Below are 25,420 nucleotides of genomic sequence, written 5' to 3'. Positions count from 1 at the left end.
CGAGCGCCGACCATCGACCACCCTGGTGCTCGTGGCGTCCGCTCCTGCCCTCAACGCACATTCATGATCACCGAAATGCAGGAGGCGGCCACCAGAATCACGAGGGCGACCGCCATCCAGTCCAGTTCCCGAGTCCGCCTTGCGTCCAACAGAGCACCAAGCGTCGTCTCCGGCCGGACCGTCACCCCGAAGTGCAGGTGCAGGCTCTCCAGATTTGACAGCATCAGGTTCGGGCGATTCATGTCGTAATCGCGCACCGCGAACAACAATCCGACCACCATCGCTGTCGCCAGCCCTCGCGCCAAAGCCATGGTCAGCAGTTGCGAACCCACCGGCGCCACGTGCATCGTCAGGATCACCCCGGCCGCTCCCAGCAGTAGCACCAGCCATTCATACGGCGACACGCGAGTGGAAAGCGCGAGATCCACCCGCGCCCACTCTCGTGACAACCCGACGAAGGGGCGCCAGGCCGGGGCGAGCAACGCCTTGTGTTCCAGCCGGGTGCTCTCGATAACCCTGGTGTCGAGTCGATCCAGGTTGACATGCACCTCCTCCGCCCGACCGCTGTCGCTGTCGATGAGTCCTTGCGCCTTGGCGTAGAACGCCTCACATTCTTTCTGCAGATTGGCGTACCGGCCGATGGAATTGGAGAGAACGAAGCCGCCGAAGATCGCGAACAGACCGACGAACACTTCCGTGATCGACAGCATCTCGTCGACTCCCCCGACGGGCAGCGAAACACTGACCATCAGTGATCCCAGGCCGGCCAGTACAGCCGCGAATACCACGGGGACACCTCGGTCTCGCACCGAAGAGAACAGGATTCCGCATAGGACAAGTGTCAACGCGGAGATGATCTGCGGGCCCACTACCCCTTTCAGGGCCACCGCGAGAATGATCGTGGAAAACACGGGCACCAGAAACAAGGAAGTGAAACCCGGGATCTCCCTGGCCTGAATCGCGATCATCCAAGCCAGATGCGAGAACGGGTGCAGCACCGCATACACAAGTAGGGCCCACGGGTGCCCGCCCGCAAGATGAAGCGTGACCGAACCCGGCGACATCACGGCCACCGCCGCGAGTGTCAGTCCGCACGCACTTCCGCCCACGCACAGCGCCACCAGGAAGAACTGCATCGCGAACGGGCCTTCCTGCCTGGGAACCGCCGCGTTCATGAATGCCGACATGGTCGCGTAGGAGATGGCCCCCAAAGCAGCCAGAGCGAGTGGCAGCGGATTGCTCAGCTTACTGATCAGGCTGTCGCCCCGGGCGCCGTTGAGAATTGCGAGTGCCGCTCCGGCGAACCCGAACCCGGCGGCCATCAACACCTCGAGCGCTCTGTTCTCCCGACGCATCGCCGAGGCCATCAGCAGGCCGATGATGGGCCATAGATAGTTGATCAGGTTGACCATCAGCGGTGGGCCGGTTTGCAGCGCGGAGAAGTACAGGAGCGGGTAGGCGAAGTAGGCCAATGCGCCGACGCCGAAGGCCGACTTGATCAATTTGCGCTGATGGGTGGCGCGAACGGCCGCGACTATATTCAAATTGCGGCTGAATGAGGTCAGCGCGAGGGCCAACGTGGTGGCGATCGTAAGTGCTACCAGCGCCGCGACTGGAGCGGGCAGTAAGCCGCGTGACTGGAAGATCCAAAGTGGGGCAGCCGACCAGGCTGTCACGGCAAACACCAATGCCATGATTGGTCGCGATGTACCACGCACCAGAGATCTCCTCCCGCGAGGCGTTTTGTGCGGTCCATGGTCGCATGAGGACACAAGCTGATTGACACTCTGGCCGGCCGCGCTGCCCGTAGAGGTCGGTGCTGGGGGCCACGATTTGTAGATCTTGAAATGAGGAGGGCCTTAAGCGCTGGCAGCTCCTTCAATCCACGGCGGCCCGTACCCTCAACAGCTCGTTCCAGGAAGCCAGGAAATATCAATCCCGACGCCGCGCGGCTTGCCTGGCACAGGTAAGCCGCGCCGTCATGGCATCGGGGCATTGCAGTGGTCACCCTGGCGCCGAGAACGCCAGGCCATAGCCGGAATCGCGCACTTACCGAACGTGGTACACCTGCCGAGCATGACGATCGCGGGCAGTGGCGCTAAGCCGCTGAGGCCAGAATCGCGCCGTGTTCTGCCGTGCCGTCCTGGGCTTGCCTTGTAACCGTCCAACCAGCGGCTTCAACCAGTCGGCCGAATTCTGCGCCTCTGAAACGACGCGACTTGAAGCACCGTATTCTCTCTCCTGCCGCGATGTCGATGCCCATTGCCGTGACGTTCCCGGTTATGATGGCATCGCCGATGACATCGACATCCCGCAAACAGAGATCGAACCGTATCAGTTCGGAAGGAATTCCCGCCGCCCGGAGCGGCTCGATGGCCGCGTTGGTGAAGGTTTCATTCCTGTAAGGACTTAGAATTCGCGCCTCGTCTGCCCTTTCCGGCAAAAGCGCGACACTTATCAGTATGAGATCGCCCGGATTGAGGCTGTCACGCATGTTGCGCAATACCGAGAGCGGATCCACTGGATTTCCGATTGTGTGGCCGAGCATCAATCCGAGCACCGGTTCGTCCTTTCGGCGCCAGCGAGCGATCGAACCGGTTGCGCCGCTCTCGAAGTCCCAGACATCGGAGCGAAACTCCATCGGAAACTTCGCCAGCGGCCTGTTCACGATGGTGAGGAGATCTTGGCTGAAGTCGAGGCAGAGGTATCGGCTGGGCGCCAGGCCTCTGGCTGTCAACGCAGCCAGGAGGGCGGCCGTGTGCAGGCCGTTGCCTGGACCGACTTCACACACCTGGTCTGCAGACCCCTGCCCGAGGCCGGTCTGACCAAAGAGGGCATCCAGCTCGAAGTCGAGCTCGCCGACCACCTCTTGATATCCATCCGAGTTGGCGAGTGCTTCGTATGTCAGCGCTCCACTTCCAGCGAACGCGAACTTCACCGGCACCGTGCGGCGTGCCAAGTGTTTCCGGAACTCCTCGCGGTGGTGTTCGCTCTCGAAGTAGGATCGCACGTCACTCATGCGGACTCCATCGACTCTTCAGGATGTGGTCATTGTTCGCGGCGACGCTGTCGTTGCATCTGAGATCCTGCCCAGCTCATGAGCTTTGTTCCTCGAGGTGCGCCAGCGCGGTGATCGCCTGAAGATCGTCGTTGATTGGCAGGGGTCGCTGCGGGCCTTTGTGAGGTTTTCAGGGCTGGAGGACGGCGATTGCGGGCTCGCCATTGTCACGGACTGCCTTGTGGGAGTGTGTTGACCGGGCGCATATCGCCCGACAGCTGCCGGTCGGCTCGGCTCGGCTCTGAACGGTGTGGCGACGGTGCCTCCGACGCCATGGAGCCGAGGTCGGTCCAGACCATGCTCTTTCCCATGTTCGGGAACGAATCTGGCGTCCGATCTTGCCGAATATCGCGCAAGAACACTGCGACAAGGGCTGCCGCCACGCCGATGAAGTCCGTCTCCTTCTTGCAGCGTGAGTCTAACGTACGGCGGCTCCGTCTGCTATGGACAAAGGTCTCCACAATCAGCGATTGACCCACGAGGTCGGCCGCGAACCGTATCGTCACCCAGAGCCACGATCGACGCGCCACAACATCCTGTTGCGTGCCCATAAATGACGCTTATTGAGGACCAGATGCCACTGGCGTGCCCAACTGCCGGTAAGGGGCTCTCGCGCTCGCCGCGAGCTCCAGCCAGACGGCCTGCATAAGCCTGTCATCGAGGAAAGAATCGGCGATGCGATCGGTAAGGATCCGAACCCCGCACCAATCACGGGTCGGGAGCCCAACGGTGTCAGCCAGTCGGGTAAGGCCATCGATGGTGTCGTTCCCGGAGTTGAACCCGCCAATGGCAAAGGATGTGTTCGCCACGTAGCCGAGCCGGGCAAGGGACCCCTGGGCGCAGAGTTCCTCGCCGTGAAGGACCGAGATGACGTCGGCGTACCGGCCGGACGCGGGTCAGCGCACCGGGCCGGGTTCTAGCGATCGACGGATGAACCCGGCGGCCGTACCGTCGCGCAGCAGCTCTTCGAGCTGCTCGTCGGGCAGGCCGGTGTGCGTGGACAGCGCACTGATGCTTCGAGGCTCGCCGAGTTCGGTCAACAGCAGGGTCCAGGCAGCGACGTCCTCTTCGATGACCACCTCGAACTCGCCGTTGCGGGCGACGAGGATCGTGGACGGGTCGCCGAGCGGCGTTACGGCGGTACAGTCGTCGTCAAGGCTGTACCGGACGGCGTCGGGCTGGCGGTCCAGGTTGCTGAGCAGGGACTGACTCTGGCTGCTGGACAGGCGGTCGTAGACAGTCACCTCCACCCCGTGCGGCAGGCCCTGTCCGGGCTTGAACAGCCCGAGCGCATGGCCGCCCGCCAGCTGGTCCAGCAGACTCAGGTTCACCAGGCGGAGCAGGAACTCGATGGCGGATCGGGAAGGCCGGCGCTCGACCTGCTCGATGAATCTGATCGCGCTGTCGACCGAGAACGGGACGGCAGCGTTTCCCGAAGCGGCCGTGCGGACCATTTCGAAGTCGTTTGCCTTGAGCATCCGCACCACGATGTCGAAGGTGTGATTGGCGTGGGTGCCGTGGAAGAACGGTTGCTTGTCGCGGACGCGCAGCCGCTCCGGCACCACGCCGCGCATGCCCGAACGCAGCATCGCCTTGTCCCACAGCAGCTCCTGTCGGAGATGCTCCGGCACGCTCAGCGAGAGCTCGACCAGGTCCCGATCCAGGAACGGCACCCGGGCCTCGACGCTCGAGCCGGCGGCGGCACGGTCCTCGACCCAGGTGTTGTACTGCTCGACGTCGAGATACTTCCGATCGACGAACGCCGCGTAGGCGTCCCGCATCGACCCGGGCTTGGCCAGTGCCGGGTCCACCAGGTCCAGCAGGTCGTCGCGGTCCGTCCAGTGGCTCAAGCCAAGCCCAGAGGTGCGTGCCGTCGAGCGTACGAGCGACTCCAGGGCATCGGAGAAGCCGTCCCAGCCTTCTCCCCGGGACAGCTCGCTGGAGTAGCCGCCGTTGAACTCGTCCGCGCCGGTGCCCAGCATCATGCCCCGCAGGTCGGGGTTGACCGTCTTGGCACCGACGTAGGCTAGGTACTTCAGATACGCTTCCATGCCCGCGAGCGGCGTCTCCATGAGACACAGGAACCGCAGCCAGTCTTCCAGGCTGGGGGTGTGCTCATCGGGTACCAGAATCTGGTGGTTGAGATGGCCCATCAGGCGAGCCGCCTCGAACGCGAACTCGGCGTCGCCGTTGGCGGCGGTCGACCCGGCGAGGACGGTGAACGTCGCCATGCCGGGCGAGGTCAGGGCGGCTACGGTCACCGAGTCGATGCCGCCGCTGAGCAGCAGTCCCACTTCCGCGTCGGCTTCGCGGTTCTCCCGGACCGAGCGGGTGAGGGTGTCGCGGTAACGCTCGATGAAGGACTCGGCCGTGCTGTCGTGATCCGCCGGAATCAGGTCCGGTTGCCAGTATCGGTGGATGGTCACCCTACCGTCAGACAGGTTGATCTCGACGGTCGTGCCGGCCTCGACCATGCGCACGTCGCTGAACCAGGTGTGTGCCCGGTCGCGGGAGAGCAAAGGAGTGCCGTGCATGGACGCGGCGGCCAGGCTGGTCTCCCAGTCGACCGAGCGGGGGGTGGCCTCGTCGGCGAACAGGGCCTTGATCTCGGAGCCGACTGCCACGCGATCGCCCGACACGTGGTAGAACAGCGGCTTCACCCCGAAGGGGTCGCGGCTGAGGATCAGTTTGTTGGCGGCGCGGTCCCAGATGATCGTCGAGATCATCCCGTGGATGTGCCGAAGGAAGTCAGGCCCGTGGGCGGCCTGGAGGTACAGCAGGATCTCGCAGTCCGATCCCGTCCGGCAGGCGCTGCCGCCCGGGGTCACCTGCTCCAGCTGCCGGTGGTTGTAGACCTCGCCGTTGGCGACGAGGCTGTAACGCCCGTCCGCCGAGGTGAACGGTTGGCTGACTGCGCCGGGCGCGACCAGTGAGAGCCGTGAGAAGCCCAGCGCGACGTGACGGTCGATGAGGATCTCTTCTTGATCCGGGCCTCGATGGGACACCATTCGGAGCATCGCTTCGATCACACCCGGTGCGACGCCGGCCTGAGCCGCCGCGCCGATCCTGGCCCACGCGACCAGACCGCACATCTGTTTCTCCCACGGATCGCACATCGATTCGGATACGCACGGGCGCGCAGACCTGGTCCCGGCCGCGCTGTGGCGGCCGGGACCAGGTCAGTCGTCGACTCAGGACATCATCTTCATGACGGCCGCGGCCGAGACCGGCTTGGCCGACGGCTTCTGGTACTTGCGCATGTGACACCTCCTTCACATTTGGACGGCACGGCATGCTGCCGTGCTGGGTACTGGACGGGGTTCCGTCCAGAATCCGTGGGGGTCAGGTCACTTCGACCAGCCCGTATCTGACCAGCTCGGCCTGGGCCGAGCCGTCGTGGAAGGCGTCGAGCTCCGCGAAGTAGCGCATCGTCCGGCTGGCCGCTTGCCGCTTCTGCCGCGCCACATCCCCGTTGAGGTAGATCTCCGTCGCGACCTGGTGCGCGTCGTCGTGGGACAGCCCGGCTGAGCGCAGGTCGCCCTCGATGGCTCCGGTGTCGGCGCTCAGGAATGCGTCGATCAGGTGCGGTATGAGGCGGCCTGCGTGAAGTCGCTCGGCGGTGTCGAGGCGCGCCCACAGGTGCTTGGCGAAGTAAGCGAAGAACACGTGGTGGCGGCCTTCGTCGATCGCATGGTCCTGCAGCATGTCGCGCACCGCGGCCGGTGCCGCGGTGCCCCGATTGTGCTCCGCGAGGCTGGCCGAGATCAGGGTCTCGGACACGGTGACGAAGAGCAGCTTGGCCACCTCTCGCGCAGTCGGGTCCATGTCGCAGAGCAACCGCTCGAGCCGGGTCAGGAACCAGGCGCGCGCGTCGGTGGGAGCCGCGATGCCGTAGGCCCGGGTCACCTGGAGCTTCATGTCCACGGAGAACAGTGCGTGGTAGGACTCGTCGCACATCATCCGCAGCGCGTCGAGCCGCATCGGCTCGGATAGCCCGTACTCGGCTTGCAGCGCCAGCTTGAGCAGGGCGCCGTTGACGACCACCAGTTCCAGCTGGGTGGTGAAGTCGAGATATCGGTAGAGGTGCTGAGCCAGCAGGAAGTTCTGCTGCGGCTCGGGCAGCTGCGTGACGAGCGGATGGCGGAACACCGGGACCAGTTCCGGCGGAAAGGGGTGTGCCGGCAGCGGGGACTCAAGCACGCGTCGCGGGGCCGTGCGCACAGACGCCTTTTCGTCCCACGAATGGAAGGCGGAGCTGTACGGCTGGTCGGCGGCTTCGGCGTCCGGGCTGCGCAGCAACTGCAGGGGGCAGGTGAGAGCAGCCTCGCAGCCCAGGAACAGGCCTGCTGTTCCACACATGTCATGACCGCCCGAGGGGGCGGCGGGCGCGGCGACTCGGCTCAGACACTTTCCAGGCTCCTGCGTCCTCGGACCGGGCTGGCCAGCACGATCACGACTGAGAGCAGCATGGACGCGGCGATCAGCGACAGCGAGGCCGTCATCGTGCTCCAGGTGTTGAGCAGGCCTCCTGCCATCGCGCCGAACGGTACCGCGCCCCAGGACACGAACCGCACTGTGCCCATGACCCGGGAGAGGATCTCCGGAGGGCTGTCCGCCTGCCGTTGCGTGCGGGTCACCACGCTGAACATCACGACTCCCAGCGCGCAGACCAGATTGCCGAGGCCGAAGAGGTAGAGCGCGGCCGGGCCGTGCGCCAGCGGAAGCAGGATCCCGCCGACTGCGGCGATCGACACGCCGACGAGCCCGACCCGGGCACTGCCGAACCGCTTTACCAGGCGCCCGACCAGCATCGCACCGAGCAGGCTACCGATGCCTTCGGTCGCCAGCACCGGGCCGACAAGGGCAGGAGAGGCCCCGACTCCGCGGATGACGAAGATCGGCAGGAGCGCCATGAGCGCCCCGCATCCGAAGTTGATCGCGGTCGCCGCGGTGACGCATGGCCGCATCACCGGATGGCGCCAGACGAACGAGATGCCTTCCTTGATCTCTTGGACGATCGGGCCTCGGGTCTTGTTGGGCTGCATGCCGGGATTGGGCAGGGTCTGCAGGATAACCGAGGAGAGCACATACGACACCGCGTCGACCACCAGGCTGACGACCGGTCCCACCGCGGCCACGAGCAGGCCCGCGAGAGCGGGAGCGCCGAATTGGCTCACGGAGTTCGTACCGGAGAAGATGCTGTTGCGGCGGGTGAGCTCGGCCTTGGGGACGATTCGCGGCAGGAAGGTCGAATTGCCGACCGAGAAGATGACGTCCGCGAAACTCAACAGGAGCGTCACAGCTACCAGCTGGGCCATGGTGAGCACGCTCAGCGCGTAGGCCACGGGGATCGAGGCGATGGCGATCGCGCGGGCCGCGTCCATGGACACCTGGGTGGCGCGCAGCGGATACCGCTTGACCAGTGCACCCGCCGGCAGCCCGATGAGCAGCCAGGCGGCGAAGGACGCAGCCGGAAGGAGGCTGACCTCGAAAGCCGACGCGTGCAGCATGGTCAGCGCGATGATCGGCATTGCGACCGCGGTGACGCTGGTGCCCCAGGTGCTGACGGTGGATGCGGTCCAGTAGCGCCAGAAGATCTGGTTGGCGGCATTCGGGGTAACGGCCTGTTGGGCGTCCAGAGCGTCGACGGTCATCGTGTGCCTGCCTCTCCGTCGTAGGTCAGCGCGTGCTCGTGTGCACGGGTGCCGATGACGGTGACTGGCCTCGTCGTCATGACTGCGGCACTGCCCGGCTCAGCAGCTTGACGAACCCGCGATCATGCAGGTCGCCGAGGAAGTCACGCACGTCCTCCAACACCTCGGTCTCGGGCTCGTCGTACATCTGCGCCAGAGCTTGCGCGACGCCGAGCACGCTGCGGTCGGGGGCCATCGCCCGCCAGATCGCTTCCGAGACCTCCGGCAGCTCGATCATGTCGTCACCGACACCCAGGACGATGGTTCCCGAGAGGTTGCGGATCCTGACGTGTGGTTGCGGCAGGGCCACAAGGTCGTCCAGTCGGGACATCCGCTCCGCGTTCGCGCTGGTTGTCATCGGCCGAGCCTCACGTCGAGCATGATCTGGGAACAGCGGTAGACGAGCAGGTTGAGCCAGCTCTCGGGCTGCTGGGCGTCGAAGTCCTGCATGGTGGTCAGGCGCCAGAACTCGTCAGCGGTAAGGGTGTCAGAGTTGACCGACTCCACCCGCCTCAGCCGCCATTTCGAGTCGGTCCCGGGAGAGCCGAGGCTGGCGGTCAGCGCATCGGTGACGTGGACGAAGGCCCGCTGTGCCGCCAGCAGTGCACTGCGCACGTCGCCGGACTGCCACAGACCGGAGACATCGTCGAGTGAGTAGTCGGCACGGGTCAGGCAGGCCAGGGCGAACGAGGAGAGGGCGGCGCTGTCGCGTAGCCGGTCGGTGATGTCGTTGGCCCACTCGGCGCCGACGAGTGCGACAGCGTGCGGAAGCCGTTCGATCAGGTAGGCCTCGTTGGTGGACAGCGCGGCTCCGGCATTCCCGGCATCCCATGCCGCCCAGCTGACCTTGTCCAGCATTTCCAGGATCTGCGCCTCGGTCCAGTACTTGACCTCGCACAACACTCCGTCCACCGCCGTCACGGCGACACCGATGGAACTCTGGGTGAGTGCCACTGGCTGCTGTGACTGGACAGTCGCGGTCCATGTGTTCGGGGAGACCACGACGACATCCAGGTCGCTGCGGGCGTGCTGCCATCCTCGAGCCTGGGAACCCACGAGGAGCGCGCCAAGGGCCTGTTCAGGGATGAGGCCGGCCTGGTCCAAGTGGCCAAGCAAGGTCACGGCCGCCTCCTCTGTCCCTTGACTGGACAGCACGCACGCTTCGCGCGGCCCCCAGTTTGCCGGGATGGAAACTACATGATCACGAGCGATGGTCGCAAGGACATCTCAGTTCTCTAGACACCCGCACGCAGCATGCTGTCCACGTCGCTTCTGGCGCGGATGGACGCGAGCTCAACCGGGGTTGTCAGCCCTTCCACCTGTCGCTATGTTGTCTGCGAAATTGCGCAGGCCAGGCATCGGCACAACGGGGAGGTTCTGGTGAGCGAGCGCGTCCACAACCGTGTACCGGTCAGGGCAGCATCCACATCGGGCGATCGCCGCGTGACACGGTGACGGTGTCGGTCCCCGGTGGCACGGCGGTGTCGAGCCACATCCGGCGCGGTACGGATGAGTCGACTGCTCCTATTGCCGACGGCCGCCGATTGGGCAGCGAGAAGTCGGCTTGGGTCGCTCAGCACCTCGCCGAACTGAGCGGGGCGCGATCGTCCGGTGCCGGATCTGGCGGTGGCTTCTGCTCATAGATCCAAGGCGCATCCGTCTCGGCGCACGTGTCGTCCAGGAAGCCGCGATCGCGAACCGGCTGGCGTCGCGGGCGGCCCTCGAAGCACGTGAGCCGGTTGGCACCGCGGCTCTGCCGCAGGACCATGACTCGGGTGCCGCTTGGGGCGCTGCGCAGACCGAGTCTTGGCTGTCGGGCGCCCGCGAGGGAGAGCGCGCGGGGGGAACGACTTTCCGGAAGCGGTCGAGAATGACCTCCGGGCGATCGCGGGCGTCCTCAACGGGCGTTGCGAGATGGCGTCGCGGCCGGCCGAGCACCTGCCGGACCCGCGAGAAGGGGCATCGGACCTCGCCGCTCTTGGTGAGGACAGGCGACTTCGCTCCGAGTCCGAGCTCATGGGAGAGCTGCCCGGAAATCTCTGGCGCCCGGTAGCGTGCCGACCGGTCGTAGCCATGTCACCGAAGGAGAGGTCCCATGAAGATGCCCACCCGCGTGGTGATCGTCGCCTCTGGTGGCCACCGACACGCGCTCGCTCGGGACCCGGCGCCGGAACTCTCGAAGGATCGGCTGTTCGTGACGGCCGCACTCCAGGCACCGGACCCGGCACTGATCACCGGTACGCCCTGCTGCCGACTCTTTGACGCGACCAAGAAAACAAGATTGAGCAAATCAATGCCATGGGGAGACGCTTGATGTCCATCAAGAAACTCAACCTTCTGGATGAAGGTAGCTGGGCCCTGATGATAGAGGAGAGCAACGTCAGAGCCTTGCAGAAGTATCACGGCTCCATGGCGCGGCTGGACATCGACTACTATCTGTCGATAGGGACCAGCAGATATTACAAGGGATATTTCGAGGAAGCAGAGCTGGTCCACGTCAGAGAAGGCATCGTCAGGTTCTTGGCGGACGAGGCCCAATATGATCGATGCGTCGCGGAAATACACAAGGTATTGGCACAACTGCGGCACTCGGATGAGTCGTTCGCCCGGTTGGACTTGTTTGAGCAGTTCCAACTCTACCGCGATCTGCTGTGCGAATACATCGCATACTACAACTCGGTCATCACCGACACGTTCTACCAGAATGTCTTCGACCTGGTGGACGCGGAACTCACGCAGGACATGCGCTTCGCAGCAAAAGCGATAAAGGACTCACTGTTCGCCACGAACAACAATGAGCTGTTGACGCACATGCAGACGGTGGACATGTTGGCCATGTCCCAGCAGTACCTGGACGGTCGGAGCGTCGCCGAGGACATCGAGAGTTTTGTCGAGAAATACCGATCGACGACCATCTCGTCCGGGAGCCCGAACGGCATTACGGCAGACGAGGTCAAGGATCATCTTTCGCAGCAGACCACGAGTAGCGTGCAACTGGAGAAAGCCTTCCTGGACAACCTGCACTTCAGATACGTCAATGCAGAGGTGTGGAGCGAAAGAACAGCCTCCGCGATAGGCCTGAGTGACGCGACAAGGCTGCTCATAAGGCACACGTGCGAACTCTCGTATCTCAAAATCCAGATGCGGGAGGAGTTTCAGAAGTTCAAGGTCACCGTGAGGCGCCGCTTCCTGAGCGAGCTCATCAAGAAAATAGGCAAACATCAGTTCGACTACATGCTGATGGATGAGATCGCCGACTTCATCCGTGATGGGAGGAGGGTCTCCGATGCCGAAATCTCGAAACGGCAAAAGCTGGCGGTATTCGAACTGAAGGACGATCGTATCGACTTCTTGGACTCAATTCCTCAGTACATCGAGGTGACGAGCAGCCGAGACCCCTCACAGCACGAGTTGTCCGGAGACGTCCTCATCGGCACCGGATCGAAGAGGTATCGGGTCAAGAAGGTCGAACAACACGAAGAAGGCCTGAACAGCTTTGACGCGTTCATCGAGGCAACCGACGCCAAAGAAGACGTCGCCGTCATCACCAACGTCCTGAGGCCGTACCTGGTGCCGAAACTCAGGAAGTTCGGCGCATTGATAACTCAGTACGGCGGATACACCTCGCACGCCTCAGTACTCTGCCGTGAGCTGGGTATCAACAGCATGATCAGCGTCAACGGCCTGTTGGACGCCCTGGAAACAGATGATCATATCGAAGTTGATTTCGATCGCGGAACCATAAAACTGGTCGACGCCGACCTGTCGAAGTCGGCGATGACCGAGCCAGTGGTCGAGTTGACCACCGAAAGTGGCTACACCAGCGAAGAAGTAGGCGCGAAAGCCGCGAATCTGATAAAGATCAACAAGACGGCCAGGATCGCGGAAGGCTTCGTGATAACCAGCCATGCGCTGAGAAACATCGATGACGCCGGCGTTCAGGCGGTCGTGCTGGAGAGGCTCGCCTCCTTGAAGTGCGATCGAGTTGTGGTTCGCTCGTCCCACGCGAGTGAAGACAGCAGCTCAGGTTCGTACGCTGGTCTGTTCGAAAGCTACGTCAATGTGGACGCCGGCGATCCTGCCAAGGTCATCGAGTTGGCCAGGTCCGTGTACGGCTCGCAGCGGACGGATTCGATAGACCAGTACGGCAAGGCGGAAGGAGACATGTCGGTAATCGTGCAGGAAATGATTTCGGCCGACATCTCCGGCGTCATCCTGACGTCCAACGCGTTCAATGGCTACGACTACATGTTGCTCGAGTACATAGTCGGCGATCTTTGCCACCTGATGCAGGGAGATGTCACTCCGCTGAGTTCATACATCAGGAAAGTGGACATCATCTCCGGCAGCGAGAGCTACTGTGCGTACCCTGCGATCATCACCGAGCCTCTCGCAGGGCTGTTCAAGTCATTGGCAAGGATCGCAGTGGACCTGGAGCGTCAATTCTCCCGCAGGGTACAGATTGAATGGGGCATAAAGAATGAAACCATATACATCTTTCAGGTCAGGCCGTACTAGAAGGCCTGTGGACGTCAAGGTGCGATCGTGCTGACCATATATACAATCCATCACGTACCTGCCGCACGGAAGGGGGTCATCCTCGGCACGTCGGATGACCCGGTGGACCCTTCACTTCGACCGCTCTTCAAGAACCAGACCCGGGATCTGGTCCTCCTGTTGAGCGACATGGTCACGAAGAGTGGGACTTCCGCGGCTGCATACACGTCCTCGATGCGACGCCAGAAGGAAACGTGCGAGATCCTGTTCAGTGGCACGTCCATCCCGATCGTCGTCGACGAACGCCTCCGTCAGATCGACAACGGCCCACAGTACACCGGTATGAATTTCGATGAAGGCAAGCGAGACTACCTAGACTTCATCGACAAACCGTTTCCCGAAGGCGAGTCCTTCAGGGACTTCGCGCGCAGAGTTCGCGAGTTCCTCGACGAGAAGTCCAAGCAACACCGCGAGCACACCATCATCACCATCGGATGGCGCCTGAGTCCCGCCATCTTCGCGCACATCTGCCGTGGAGTCAGTCTGGAGAGCGCCATCACCGACAACGCGAACATCCGTGGCCCGTTCACTTATCAGTGACCCTGGTGCGATTGTTGATGGCGAACATGGTTGCCTCGGCTACTGGAAGGGTTCAAGCGAATGAAACAGTACATACTCTTCGATCATGACGGTGTGCTGGTCGATACCGAATTCTGGTACTACAAGGCCGGCGCACGCGCCCTGGCGGACATCGGCCTGACCTTGGACAAGGACCAATACCTCCGGGACATGGCTCTGGGATTGGGCACTTGGGGCCTGGCCAAGGCGGCAGGTATCGATGAACAGACCCTCAGCAGGCAGCGTGAGGCTCGCAATGAGTACTACCAGGAGTATCTGAGAACAGAGGCCATCGAGATCGAGGGCGTCGTTGACACGCTTGCCGAACTGTCGAGGTACGTCCGAATGGCCATCGTGACGACTTCAAAACGAGCGGACTTCGAAGTCATCCACGAAAAGCGTCAGATACGACAATTCATGGATTTCGTCCTTGTTCGTGAAGACTACACGCTCGCGAAGCCGCACCCGGAGCCGTACCTGACCGGCTTGACGCGCTTTGGAGCCGCCAAAGAAGAGACCCTGGTTGTGGAAGACTCGGCCAGAGGGCTGGCCTCGGCCGTGGCGGCGGGCATCGACTGCGTCATTGTCCATAACGACTTCACCAAAGCACAGGACTTCTCGCAGGCCAGCCATCGGATCGAGACCCTGACTGAACTGAAGGACATCATTCTCAAGGCAAACTGAGTGAGCCTCCACCGGCGCGTCCCAATTGGTTGTCACGTCCAGGAATGGTCGAACCCGTTGAGCCGCTGGCCTGTCACGTCGACTTGATGGTGCAACCCGGCTCGCGAATACGCGAGCCGGGTGCGAAGTTGGTCTCGGGTGTCGCGCGATGGCGTGGTTGTGGATGGAGTGCGTGCTTGTGGGTGGAGAAGTCTGTCGCAGATCAGGTACAGCTGCTCGCCGGGCCGGCAGGCGCGCAGCGCGGTTGGGTTGACAACGAGCCTGGGGAGCCGTGCACCCTTTGGCCGGATCGCTCCCGCCCAGGGAGCACGAAAGAAGCGAGGACTTGATGCGGGCCGACCACTACGACAGCTTTGCCCAGAGCTACTCGAGAGACAACGAGTCAGGCCTCTTCAACGCCTACTACGCGCGACCGGCGATGCTCACGCTCGCCGGCGATGTCCACGGTCGTCGGGTGCTCGATGCCGGGTGTGGCTCCGGACCCCTGCTCGAAGCCCTCCGCGCAAGGGGCGCCGTCGTGACCGGTTTCGACTCCAGCCCGGTCATGGTCGACCTGGCGCGGAAGAGGCTGGGTGAGGACGCCGACCTGCGGGTAGCCGACCTCAGCCTGCCACTGCCGTTCGCCGACGGCGCGTTCGACGACGTCGTTGTCTCGCTCGTGCTGCACTACCTGCAGGACTGGACCGCACCGCTGGCCGAGCTGCGGCGCGTGCTGAAGCCCGGTGGCCGTCTCCTCCTGTCGGTCAACCACCCCCGCATCCTCGAGTCGAGCGACCCCAGCGCCGACTACTTCTCCGTCACGCAGTACTCGGACGAGTACACCTTCAAGGACGGTCAGCGTGCGGTGCTGACCTTCTGGCACCGGCCCTTGCACGCCATGACCGACGCGTTCACCGCGGCAGGCTTCCGCATCGCGGTCATCAGTGAGCCTCCCTTCTCCCCCGACACTCCCCGCGAGCTCCTCCCGCCCCAGCTCGGCGACCGAACAGCCTTCATCTGCTTCATCTTCTTCGTCCTGGACGCACACTGACGTCGGAGGCCCGCACGACCTCGAACCGGCGGTGGCCGTCTGCCGCACAGTCACGCCGGCGGCGTCACGACGACGTCCGGATTTGCCGCGATCCGGTCGGCAGTCCGGCACGACTGATCGCCGACCGGCAACCTCAGCCGTAGCCGTGCGTAGCGTCGACATGTTGGCGATGCCTGCTGCCTCGGTAGGCCAGTTCTCGCTCGCACGAATCCCACAGGCGGGAACATGGGGCCAGAGATGGCGCGTCGGGCGGGCGGTCACGTTGGCCGGTCCGGTCACGGACCGTTGCTCCTCAGGATGGGTTCACCGACCATCCGGCCGTTCCCGAATCATGGCCTTGGCGGCTTGTTCGACCTCCGCCCAGTACGCCGCACGAGCCGCGACATCGATCGGCTGCTCGTATTCGGCCGTCGTTCCGGTGCGGCCGTCCAACTGTTCGCGCAGGATGTCGGCGTGCCCGGCGTGCCGGGTGGTGTCGTTGAGACTGTGGACCATGATGTTGAACAGCTTCACGTCTGGGCTCGGCCACCAGGGCACGTGCCCCAGCGCGTCGATGGGCAGGGCGTCGATCGTCGCATCCGCGTGTTCGCAGACAGCCCGGTGAAGACCCAGAATGTCCGAACGCGTCTCGTCGGCGGTGGCCCAATGCTCGTTCTCCCAGGCACCGGCTTCGTTCCACCGCGGTATCGGTCCGGGGAACGGCCGGCCGAAGACCTCGCCGAAGTACCTGGCATCCGAGTACGCCCTGTGCTTGACCAGCCCGAGGAGGTTGGTCCCGGTCGCTGTCAAGGGGCGGCGGATGTCGTACTCCGATAGCCCGTCAAGCTTCCAGACCAGCACCTCGCGGACATTGCGCAGTTGATGGTGGAGGTAGCCCTTGGCGAAGTCATCGATCATGGAGGCCAAGTCTGCCAGTAAACGGCGTGAGCCGGGGTACCCGACGTGGTCAGTCACGGGTCTCGCCGACATGGGCTCGATACCTGCGCCAGGCGTCTTGGCCGTCCGGGATGAACGGTAGCCTCTGCACGGCGTCATGCAGCTCCGTCGCGGTCATCCAGCCGTGCCACGCGATCTCCACGGGCGACGGCGTCGGCGCAACGTCGATCAGCGCCTCATGAACACCGAGCCAGTAAGTCCCCATCGCCCCGTGCACCAGGTACTTGAACAGGTATCGCACAGGCACCGTCAGGCCGAGTTCCTCGGTCAGCTCACGGGCGGCCGCAACTGCGTACGGCTCACCGGGCTGGACCGCACCGCCGAACGAGACCTCATAGCGTCCCGGGAACCAGGGCGCGTCATCCGGTCGGCGATACACCAGGTACCGCCCTCGCTCATCGCGGCAGACGGTCGTGGCGATCCGCGTTGTCCAGCCCCTCGCCACCGCTTCTGCCCGCGGCACGACACCAAGGACTCGATCGGTCTCATCCACCCGTTCAACAAGCTCCGGCACGAGCACATGATCACAGATCATGGCGGCGATCGGGGTACAGGATGCAAGGCCCGCCGGCGACGAACTCGGATCGCCCACCGGTCGCCCGAGTCGGATGGGACCGCCGGGAGTAACCGCAGGCCGCGTTGTCACGGGCCGAGTTCAACGGGGGACCTCCTCCCGCAGAGCGTTCTCGTACGCGGCACAGGCGTCGCAGGCACCGGTCAGGTGTGTGCGGCGCACCCGACAACCTCACGAGTGCCGACACCGACATGCTGACCGCGCTGCTGCACCGCTGCCTCGGACTGGCCGGCGTCACCAACGTCCGGAATCTGCGGGTTACCCGGCCGAGGTCAGGTGACGGCCACTGGAAGATGGGCGGCCACCGCCCGACCATCGAGTGTTGTGGACAGCTCGATATCGAGTGCGGTGGCCGTTGACCAAGCGTGCGCTGCCGTAGGCAGGCAGTACCTGAGGACCTGCTGGACTAGAACTCGGCCAAGTTCGTGCGGATCGAACCGAGGCTGGTTGCCCAGGACTTCATCACCGCGCTGCCGGCGCCGATCGACGTGCAAAGCTGCCGGCAGCTGGCCGAACACGCCGGACATGCTCGTCCGTCGCGGACGCGACGGCTGCTACCTCCGTGGACACCGTCAAGAGCTTCTGCGCCGAAGCCGTCAGAAATACTCGGGGAGTTCCTTGGCCAACGCTTCGCGGATACGGGCACGCACCGAGACGGTCGGGTCGGGTTTCTCGAAGTCCAAACCGGTCAGCTGTTCGTACAAGGCGATGTACTTGTTGCTGAACTCAATCAAGGTATCGGTGGGGATTTCCGGAATCGGATCCTTGTAGGGGTCGCACTGGCTGACGATCCACAGCCGCAGGAATTCCTTGTCCAGGCTGTCCGGCTCTTCCCCGGCCTCGAACCTCTGCTGATAGGTCTCGGCGATCCAGTAGCGGCTGGAATCCGGGGTATGAATTTCATCGGCGACCACGATCGCGCCGTTTTCGTCAAGACCGAACTCATACTTGGTGTCCACCAGGATGAGTCCCTTCTTGGCCGCCAGCTCCTGTCCACGGGCAAACAGCGCCAGACTTCTCTCCGCCAACTCCTGCCATTGTTCGGCCGTCACGAGCTGGGTCTCGAGAATTTCGGCTTCCGTGATCGGCGCGTCATGCCCACCTTGAGCGGGCTTCGTCGTCGGCGTGATGATCGTTTTGGGCAGCTTCTGGTTCTTCTTCAGGCCTTCTGGGAATTCGTGACCGTACAACACCCTCTCGCCACGGGCATACATCGGCCAGGCGCTGGTGTTGGTGGAACCCGTGAGGTAGGCCCGTACCACTATCTCGATCGGCAGCATGTCGAGGTCTTTGACCATGACGACGCTCGGGTCCGGGTAAGAGATCACATGGTTGGGACAGATGTCCGCGGTCTCATCAAACCAGTAGCGTGCTGTCTGGGTCAGCACCTGGCCCTTGTACGGCACGGCGGCCAAAACCTGATCGAACGCGGATTGACGGTCGGTCGAAATCAGCAGGCGTCGCCGATCCGGCAATTGGTAGGCGTCCCGCACCTTGTTGCGGGAGAAACCCGGCAGCTCACTGAATTCCGCATCGGTCAGACAATTGTCCATGAGCGGCGAGTCGCTGGCCTGTGGAGCCATCAAGGTGACACCTCTTAAGTAGTCTTCCGGTTGTACAGTCTTCCGGACAATGCTCTTATTGTAACGGTTACCGCAGTTCCTGCATGACGCGGGGCGTGGATAGCGCCGCCTCCATGACGGACACCAGTCTTTCCATCCCGTCAGGAGAGAAGATGTCCAAGTTCAGGTAGTAGATGTCATTGCTTTCACAGAAGTCGTTCAGCAGGTCGTCTATTCGATTCATGTGTTCAGCGAACTCGAACGGATCTGACCGGAAGTAGTCCGCGATGTCTTCCTTGATCTCCCAATTTCTGATCGACTCCGCGAAAAACTGCAGGTTCGCCCTGGCATGACCGGATGGCACGCTCTCCACCAAAGTTGTGCCATCCGTTCGATAGTTCACCCAGAACACTCCTCCGACGGGCAACCATCCATCGTGCACGTCGAAGTCCTGCTGATGATTGACGGGAACGTAGACATCGCCGCCGTTTTCCCTGACACGCATGTTGGACTTTATGCCGCAAACCGACTCGCCATCGATGAGCAGATGTGTATTCGCGATGAGCGCGGCTCCATTTTTGCACAGGGCTTTGACCACTTCCGTCTTCCCGCTTCCACCCCGCCCCAGGAACAAGAACGCCTTACCCTTGTAGGCAACCGCTCCCCCCTTGATGTGAAGCATGTTCGCCCGCATCGCGCACACTGTGAGCACGTACTTTATTACATAACTCCAGATGATCTTTCCAGGGTCGGGGTGGAAGAGCGCGATATTCCTGTCATCCATGATTTTGAGACTTGCCGGCAGGCCAAAGTTGTGGCCCCTATAGGACCCTTGCCGCATGACTTTCTCACGGTATGTCGTGGGATTGTCGAAGATGACATCACCCTCGCGACAGATATAAACGTTCACTGTCGGTTTGGATGGATCCGGCGTGTGACAAGTGCCGACCATCTTCGTGTCCCACGGCGACAAGGAATGAATTTTCAGGAGAACTATTTCCAGATCACACCAGACGATGTGATCGAACTCGCTCAGTTCCATTCATTCATCACCTCAAATAGATTGATGCCGCCGCGAAGTCGTGACATTCCGCTTCAGGCAGTAAGGCACATCTGCACGGGGGCGGGCCGAGGGCGGACCAACTGCGTGATGTTAGGCGGGCCCCACTGCCTGTCGCAACGGACTCCTACATGTTGCAGGGCGTGACCCGCACTGTCGGCCGGAGGGGATTGCTCATGGCAGGTGGGCGACCGGATGACCACGAGCCCGCGGAGATCAGGGCAGGCAGCGAACGCGGCGAGCCGCTGCTCGGCATCGCCATGGGGCTGGGCAGGACCGCGCAGTCGTCCGCACCGACGATCCACGCAAAGCCCAGTGTCATTGGGGGTTCCGGCAGACCAGCGAGCGGCCCGCCCGCGCGGCCGACCTGGCCGAACCTTGCTCGAAGAGGCGTTGCCTCCAAAGAGACCGGTACGCGGCCATCAAGCAGATGGCCGCTGAAGGGCACCCGGCCGACATCGCTGCCGCGTGCCGACCGTCTCCGTTTCCGGCTGGTACGCCTGGCGCAACCGGCCGCCCTCGCAGCGGGCACTACGGCATCCCCTGGCTCACCGAGCGGATCGGCCAGGTCCACGTCACCTGCCCGCGGGCAGCAGCGGCTTGCGCATCCCACTTGGGTGAGCTCGAACCGTCCTGCCACGACACCTGTGATACCAGCTTCACCACCAGCAGATCCCCTACGGGCACGGCCTAGAGCTCAGGGTATCCGTAGGTTCGCAGGACATCTCCGTAGAGGCGCCCGAAGGTTCTCGTCTGCTCCGGGCTGTACACGTCACGCCAAGCTCCGATCTGACCGCGGAAGAAGGTTCGAACCGACGAGTCAAAGAGACGGGGCTCCTCGTCCCTGGGGGCAATTCCCAAGAATTCACCGACGCGACGAATCGTGGCACGCTGCTGGCTTTCGCTCCCCCCTCCGTCTGTTCCCACGAGTTCCTCGAACGACAGCTTCGCCACCGAGGGATGGAACAGCAGCCAGCTGTTGCGGTTGTACTTCTCCACGTGCTCGCCCATGTGCGTGATGGCGAAGTCCAACTGGGCCGAGGCGCTGGGCATCGCCTCGAGTATCTCGGCGAAGATGACGTTTCGAGCGAATTGGCTGTAGGGCTCGTTCGCCCGCTGCAGGAGATAGTTGACAAGGGAGAGAAGCGAATCACGGGGGTCTCGGTAGTTGAAGAGTATGCGAGGTTCCCTGGTGGAGCACCAGTTCAGGAGATGACTCCCGACCTCAAGCCCGTGAAGGAACAGACATGTCCGAGGAGGGTATTCCTCAAGCACGTCCAACATCATCCCGGGCCGCGAGAACAACGAACGTCTGTCGCTTACGCCAGGTTCCTTCGCGTGCAGCCGAGTCAGGAGTTCGTCGAAACTGTCACGGATACCGTGGCCGATGCAGCGGTAACCGAATGCGTCCGCCATCATGCGCGCCACCAGATTGGTGCCACTCTTCTGAAGTGAGACGACCACTACGGACGGCGGCGCACTTTCCTCACCCATCACAAACCCCCGAAACTTGGTCCGACCAGCCCTCCGAGTACTCGGAGCGGGCACACTCTAGCTCGAACATGCTCTTGGCGGCTGGGCGCTCCAGGTCGCGCGGTGACCGTGTGAACCCGCACCGCCCGCGCCGTTCGGGGGGAACCCCAGGTCACGCCCGGCATGAGCCGCGCTCACCTAGTCTCTGGTGTCCCTTGTCCGCGGTGGTAGGCTTCGTCCGAAATTCCAAGATCAAGGAAATGGGACGCCAGGACGAAGCAGAGGCGAACCTCTCCGACGTCCCGGCACTGGGGCCGTTGCCGACCATGAGGTGCGGGTCCGGCTGGAGCTATACCAGATTGTGTGGATCGGAGACGACGGCAGGTCGAGCGGGGCCGCGGGGAGGACCGGAAATCCAATGAGCAAGCCGACATGGATTGTTTTCGAAGGAATAGATGGCAGTGGCAAGACGACGCAGGCGAAGCTTCTGAATGAATACCTGAACGAACACGGCGTCAAGAGCCGGTACAAACATGTCTTCGACAGCAAGGCCGGCAAGCTGCTGAGAGAGATGTTCATCAACAACGCGTTCAGCAACACGGTGGAGATCCTGCTGTTGTGCGCGGCCAGGCAGGCGTTTTTGGATGACATCGCGGCAGCAGGAGAAGAAGAGTGCGAGGTGATGATAATCGACAGGTTCTTCATGTCGATTCTCGCGATGCAGGGGATCGATGACGAGGATGTGGAACTGATCAATTACATACAGAACAACATCTGCAGTGGCAGAGACCGGCCCATCGTGTTCCATGTGAACACGTCACCCGAGGAGTGCAACAACAGACTGAGAAACAGGAGCACCCGCGACCGCATCGAGGAGAAGGGTGTCGAGTTTCACAGAATGGTGTCCGACAGGTATTTGGCCTTACTGCGCAACGAGGAGAACGTCTACCAATTCGATGGCAATGGTGACGTCGAGGGGATACACAGAACCATCGTCGACAGGACAGCACTCCTACTGGGACTCACAGAGCGCCGAAGTGCGTAAGTAGGGTGTACGAGGTCGGTGCGGAGGTCCTTCGCCGCGGTGCGGCGGTGACCCCTCACCCGGAGCCATCCGATACGCCGTGGCCTGTGGCCTGCGATCGGTAATGCAACCGCCTCTTGGTGCGACCAGCAGTGTGACTCAATCGTGGTGCGGGTGCGGGAACATCTGTCCGACGGCCTCATGGACGAGTTGCAAGCCCTCACCTCCGGTGAGGCCGCTCATGTCCACGTCGGGAACGGTGCCGCCCAGTTGGCGCGCCAAGGCCAGCGATCCTGACGTGAACGCCTTCGCCAGCGGCGTCATCGGCGCCTCGAGCGGCACGAAGCTGACGTCGAATGCGGAGACTTCCTGCGGGAAGAGGTCGGGCCAGTCTTCGGGTGGTCGTGGCCGGTCGAGGTTCAGCGCCGGGGCGATGTCGGCGGATTCGGCGTCGCACGAACGGACGATTCCGGAGGCACCGCGACCAAGCGCTCAGTCGTCCGGCCCTCCCGGCTGCCATGGCAACGTGACCCTCGCCGATCCCGGCCCGCGCGGACGATTCGCGTTTTATGGCCGAATCTCCACCGACGGATACCAGGACGCGAGCTCGTCGCGGGAATGGCAGCTCTGCGCCGCGTCCGAGCTACCGCTGGCGACGGGCTGATCGTGGCCGAGTACTTCGAACATCGGCCACTCACGGGCCGAGGGAACCGACCCCGGGCCGCAGCGCTGCCGGCAGCGGTCGCTGATCCGGATCGAGAGTTCGAGGCGATCGCGGTCGGCGAGTACGAGCGCGCTTTCCGGCACCCTGTACGACCGCGATGGCCCGCTGAATCTCTGGGGTGACGTTGGGTGGTCATGTGGTTCGTCCGTCACGGCGAGTGCGCCAGACCCGAGAACCGTCTCGGAGCGAACCTCCGCCGGTCCGCGTGTCGGTAGGGCGGCCGGGCCCTCCATACACGAAGTGCCCGGCCGCCCGCGATCCTAGAACTTTCCGACGACCATGCGTCCGCCGACGTTGGCCAGCGGGAAGTTTCCGGATTTGTACCACACTCCGGAGCTGGTGAGGCCGTCTTTCCACACGTAGTAGGAGAACGTGCCGTCGGAGTTCTGGTAGGCCATGACGATATCGGCCTTGCCGTCACCGGTCACGTCACCGGCGGCCACACGGTCGCCCACGTCGCTGAGCCGGAAGATCCCCGTACCGAGGTAGTCGGTGGTGCGCGTGAAGGACGAGCCGGTGGACTGCCAGCGGTAGATGGTCTGCGTGCCGTCGGCGTTGTAGTACGCCATCGCCGGCTCGGCCTTGCCATCGCCGGTGAAGTTCGCGACCACGAGCCGGCCCTGCACGTTGTCCAGGTTGAAGGTTCCTGAGGTGTACCAGACGCCGAGGCTGGTGAGGCCGTCCTTCCACACGTAGTAGGAGAACGTGCCGTCGGAGTTCTGGTAGGCCATGACGATGTCGGCCTTGCCGTCACCGGTCACATCGGCGGCCGCCATGCGATCCCCGACCTTGCTGAGCCGGAAGATGCCCGCCCCCTCGTAGTCGGTGGCGCGGTTGAACGACGAGCCGGTCGACTGCCAGCGGTAGATGGTCTGCGTGCCGTCGGCGTTGTAGTACGCCATCGCCGGCTCGGCCTTGCCGTCGCCGGTGAAGTCCGCGACCACCAAGCGGCCGCTGACCATGTTCAGGTCGAACGTCCCTGACGTGTACCAGGTCTCCGCGGAGCCCTTTCCGTTCTTGAACACGTAGTAGGAGAAGGTGCCGTCGCTGTTCTGGTAGGCCATGACGATGTCGTCATCGCCGTCACCGTCGACGTCACCGGAGGCGACGCGGTTGCCGACCTGTGACAGGTAGAAGATGCCCGAGTGGTAGTCACTGGCTCTGGTGAAGTTCGAGCCGGTGGAATACCAGCGGTAGATCTTCATTTCGTTACTCTGAACCTGGTATACCAAGGCCGGCTCGGCAGGCGAGCCGGAGGTGCCGGTGCCGTCGCCGGGCGCACCGGGGATGCAGGTGCAGCCGCCGCCGCCGCAGTCTTTGGTGATGCCGTCGAGGGCGGTGTAGGTGGCGCCGCACCCGGCAGTATGGTTGCGGCTGCTGTCCCAGCCGCCGTCGCCCATACGCTTCCAGGCGACACTTCTCGAGTTGATCATAAAGTTGACGTAGAGGTAGTCGTTGTAAACTGGTTCGCTGATCCGGCCGCCGGTGTTGGTGTGGACCGAGAAGACCGTGGCCATGCTCTGCGGGCCCTGGTCGTCGCAGAGGATCAACCAGTAGCAGTTCTCGAGGTTGAAGCTCATATCCCCGGCGTGCGAGGGTGTTCGATCCCGGTCGACGGTGTAGTTGGAGCATGCCGAGAAGTCGGTGCTGATGTTCGCAACGCCTATGGAGACGGTGCTGCAGTCCGCGTCGTATTCCTGCTCGTCCGGTGCCCAGTCGGCCCAGTCGTTGAGGATGCCTTGCGTGTCGGCGGTGGGGTAGCTGCGCATGCCCATGCTCTCGACGACATCGTTGGCGCCGCTGATCTCAGCCGGGTAGGCCACAGCGTGCCGCTTGTAGGCCCAGTAGTCGAGGCTCGGGACCGGTTCGAGGAGGTCCTTCTGCTTCTCCCAGTGGAACTCGAGGGAGCCGCGGCTGGTCAGCAGGTCGTAGCGGCCTTTGCTCCAGAAGCTGAACGTGTCGAAGCCGGGTCCGCTGGGGTAGGCCAGGCGGTTCTCGTTGTCGGGATGCTCGGTGCCGTGGACGGCGGCGGAGACGGTGTGGTGCTGGCCGCCGCCGTGGGGGCCGGGTTTCAGGCCGGAGCCGAAGTCGATCGAGGTGACTTGGTAGGTGCTGGGGGCGACGACTTCGGCGACTTCGCCGTCGGGGCGCTGGAAGCGCAGGTAGTCCAGTGCCGCGACGTCGAGGTAGGTACCTTCGGCTGCGGAGCTGTGCAGGAAGTCGGTCTTCTGCTGCAGTCCGCGCTGGGGGTCGGCTTGGCTGGCGCGGTACTGGCGGGCGACCTCCGTGGCGGCCGGTCCGGTGCCGCCGGTGCCGAAGGTGATGGAAGTCCACGGGGCCGCGTCGTGGGACGGGGTGTCGTGGGCCGATGCTGCCGGTGACCACATGAGCAGGCATGCGGCCGCAGTGACCGCTACCAACCCGACGCGGGCTACGGCTGATGGTTCGGATGCCAAAGGTGACTCCTAACAGGAGGGCAGGCGACGG

20 protein-coding genes are annotated in these 25,420 nt (G+C 63.2%); 6 read left to right on the top strand and 14 right to left on the bottom strand.

Annotation, left to right across the window (positions count from 1 at the left end; translation table 11 throughout):
• Nucleotides 1-50: 50 nt before the first annotated feature.
• From KUA19_RS07600 to KUA19_RS07570, 7 genes are all read right to left on the bottom strand, one after another.
• Nucleotides 51-1,694, bottom strand: a complete 1,644-nt coding sequence (locus KUA19_RS07600; protein WP_217395435.1) for a DMT family transporter — start codon at nt 1,692-1,694, stop codon at nt 51-53.
• Nucleotides 1,695-2,098: 404 nt separating this feature from the next.
• Nucleotides 2,099-3,019, bottom strand: coding sequence for an L-histidine N(alpha)-methyltransferase (locus KUA19_RS07595; protein WP_217395434.1), 921 nt, complete (start codon nt 3,017-3,019; stop codon nt 2,099-2,101).
• A gap of 935 nt (nt 3,020-3,954) precedes the next feature.
• Nucleotides 3,955-6,150 carry an asparagine synthase (glutamine-hydrolyzing) gene (gene asnB, locus KUA19_RS07590; protein ID WP_217395433.1) on the bottom strand — a complete coding sequence of 732 codons (2,196 nt, stop codon included), beginning with the start codon at nt 6,148-6,150 and terminating at the stop codon, nt 3,955-3,957.
• A 250-nt stretch (nt 6,151-6,400) separates the two neighbouring features.
• Nucleotides 6,401-7,357 (bottom strand): diiron oxygenase, encoded by a 957-nt coding sequence (locus KUA19_RS07585; protein ID WP_217395432.1) that lies wholly within the window; start codon nt 7,355-7,357, stop codon nt 6,401-6,403.
• 101 nt (nt 7,358-7,458) lie between these two features.
• Nucleotides 7,459-8,712 carry an MFS transporter gene (locus KUA19_RS07580; RefSeq protein ID WP_217395431.1) on the bottom strand — a complete coding sequence of 418 codons (1,254 nt, stop codon included), beginning with the start codon at nt 8,710-8,712 and terminating at the stop codon, nt 7,459-7,461.
• 76 nt (nt 8,713-8,788) lie between these two features.
• Nucleotides 8,789-9,109, bottom strand: a complete 321-nt coding sequence (locus KUA19_RS07575; RefSeq protein WP_217395430.1) for a PqqD family protein — start codon at nt 9,107-9,109, stop codon at nt 8,789-8,791.
• Nucleotides 9,106-9,873 (bottom strand): nucleotidyltransferase domain-containing protein, encoded by a 768-nt coding sequence (locus KUA19_RS07570; protein ID WP_217395429.1) that lies wholly within the window; start codon nt 9,871-9,873, stop codon nt 9,106-9,108. Before KUA19_RS07570 ends, KUA19_RS07575 begins: the two co-directional genes overlap by 4 nt.
• A gap of 973 nt (nt 9,874-10,846) precedes the next feature.
• On the opposite strand from KUA19_RS07570, the gene KUA19_RS07565 reads away from it, so the two are divergent.
• From KUA19_RS07565 to KUA19_RS07545, 5 genes are all read left to right on the top strand, one after another.
• Complete coding sequence (locus KUA19_RS07565) at nt 10,847-11,065, top strand: hypothetical protein (RefSeq protein WP_217395428.1); 219 nt, start codon at nt 10,847-10,849, stop codon at nt 11,063-11,065.
• Complete coding sequence (locus KUA19_RS07560) at nt 11,065-13,269, top strand: PEP/pyruvate-binding domain-containing protein (protein ID WP_217395427.1); 2,205 nt, start codon at nt 11,065-11,067, stop codon at nt 13,267-13,269. The genes KUA19_RS07565 and KUA19_RS07560 overlap by 1 nt, the downstream gene beginning before the upstream one ends.
• 27 nt (nt 13,270-13,296) lie before the next feature.
• Nucleotides 13,297-13,848 (top strand): histidine phosphatase family protein, encoded by a 552-nt coding sequence (locus KUA19_RS07555; protein ID WP_217395426.1) that lies wholly within the window; start codon nt 13,297-13,299, stop codon nt 13,846-13,848.
• 60 nt (nt 13,849-13,908) lie between these two features.
• Entirely contained in the window at nt 13,909-14,550 is a 642-nt protein-coding gene (locus KUA19_RS07550) for an HAD family hydrolase (RefSeq protein ID WP_217395425.1), read from the top strand.
• 328 nt (nt 14,551-14,878) lie between these two features.
• Nucleotides 14,879-15,580 carry a class I SAM-dependent methyltransferase gene (locus KUA19_RS07545; RefSeq protein WP_217395424.1) on the top strand — a complete coding sequence of 234 codons (702 nt, stop codon included), beginning with the start codon at nt 14,879-14,881 and terminating at the stop codon, nt 15,578-15,580.
• A 303-nt stretch (nt 15,581-15,883) separates the two neighbouring features.
• On the opposite strand, the gene KUA19_RS07540 is transcribed toward KUA19_RS07545, so the two are convergent.
• The 5 genes from KUA19_RS07540 to KUA19_RS07520 form a co-directional block, all read right to left on the bottom strand.
• Complete coding sequence (locus KUA19_RS07540) at nt 15,884-16,477, bottom strand: DinB family protein (RefSeq protein WP_217395423.1); 594 nt, start codon at nt 16,475-16,477, stop codon at nt 15,884-15,886.
• A gap of 49 nt (nt 16,478-16,526) precedes the next feature.
• Nucleotides 16,527-17,030: an NUDIX hydrolase gene (locus KUA19_RS07535; protein WP_217395422.1), complete on the bottom strand. Its 504-nt coding sequence runs from the start codon at nt 17,028-17,030 to the stop codon at nt 16,527-16,529.
• A 656-nt stretch (nt 17,031-17,686) separates the two neighbouring features.
• On the bottom strand, nt 17,687-18,673 hold the full coding sequence (locus tag KUA19_RS07530; protein WP_217395421.1) for a phosphoribosylaminoimidazolesuccinocarboxamide synthase: 987 nt from the start codon (nt 18,671-18,673) through the stop codon (nt 17,687-17,689).
• A gap of 67 nt (nt 18,674-18,740) precedes the next feature.
• Nucleotides 18,741-19,694, bottom strand: coding sequence for a hypothetical protein (locus KUA19_RS07525; RefSeq protein ID WP_217395420.1), 954 nt, complete (start codon nt 19,692-19,694; stop codon nt 18,741-18,743).
• A 708-nt stretch (nt 19,695-20,402) separates the two neighbouring features.
• Entirely contained in the window at nt 20,403-21,206 is an 804-nt protein-coding gene (locus KUA19_RS07520; protein ID WP_217395419.1) for a sulfotransferase domain-containing protein, read from the bottom strand.
• A gap of 310 nt (nt 21,207-21,516) precedes the next feature.
• Here KUA19_RS07520 and tmk point away from each other — a divergent pair, with 310 nt between their 5' ends.
• The gene (tmk, locus tag KUA19_RS07515) at nt 21,517-22,230 is read left to right on the top strand and encodes a dTMP kinase (protein ID WP_217395418.1); all 714 of its coding nucleotides are present in this window, start codon (nt 21,517-21,519) and stop codon (nt 22,228-22,230) included.
• A 138-nt stretch (nt 22,231-22,368) separates the two neighbouring features.
• On the opposite strand, the gene KUA19_RS07510 is transcribed toward tmk, so the two are convergent.
• The gene (locus KUA19_RS07510) at nt 22,369-22,551 is read right to left on the bottom strand and encodes a hypothetical protein (protein WP_217395417.1); all 183 of its coding nucleotides are present in this window, start codon (nt 22,549-22,551) and stop codon (nt 22,369-22,371) included.
• Nucleotides 22,552-23,193: 642 nt separating this feature from the next.
• A complete protein-coding gene (locus KUA19_RS07505; RefSeq protein ID WP_217395416.1) occupies nt 23,194-25,320 on the bottom strand; it encodes an FG-GAP repeat domain-containing protein in 2,127 nt (708 codons plus the stop codon).
• Nucleotides 25,321-25,420: the final 100 nt, after the last annotated feature.

The sequence above is a fragment of the Catellatospora tritici genome (assembly GCF_019083965.1).
Classification (GTDB): domain Bacteria; phylum Actinomycetota; class Actinomycetes; order Mycobacteriales; family Micromonosporaceae; genus Catellatospora; species Catellatospora tritici.
This window is presented reverse-complemented; position numbering and strand designations above follow the sequence as displayed.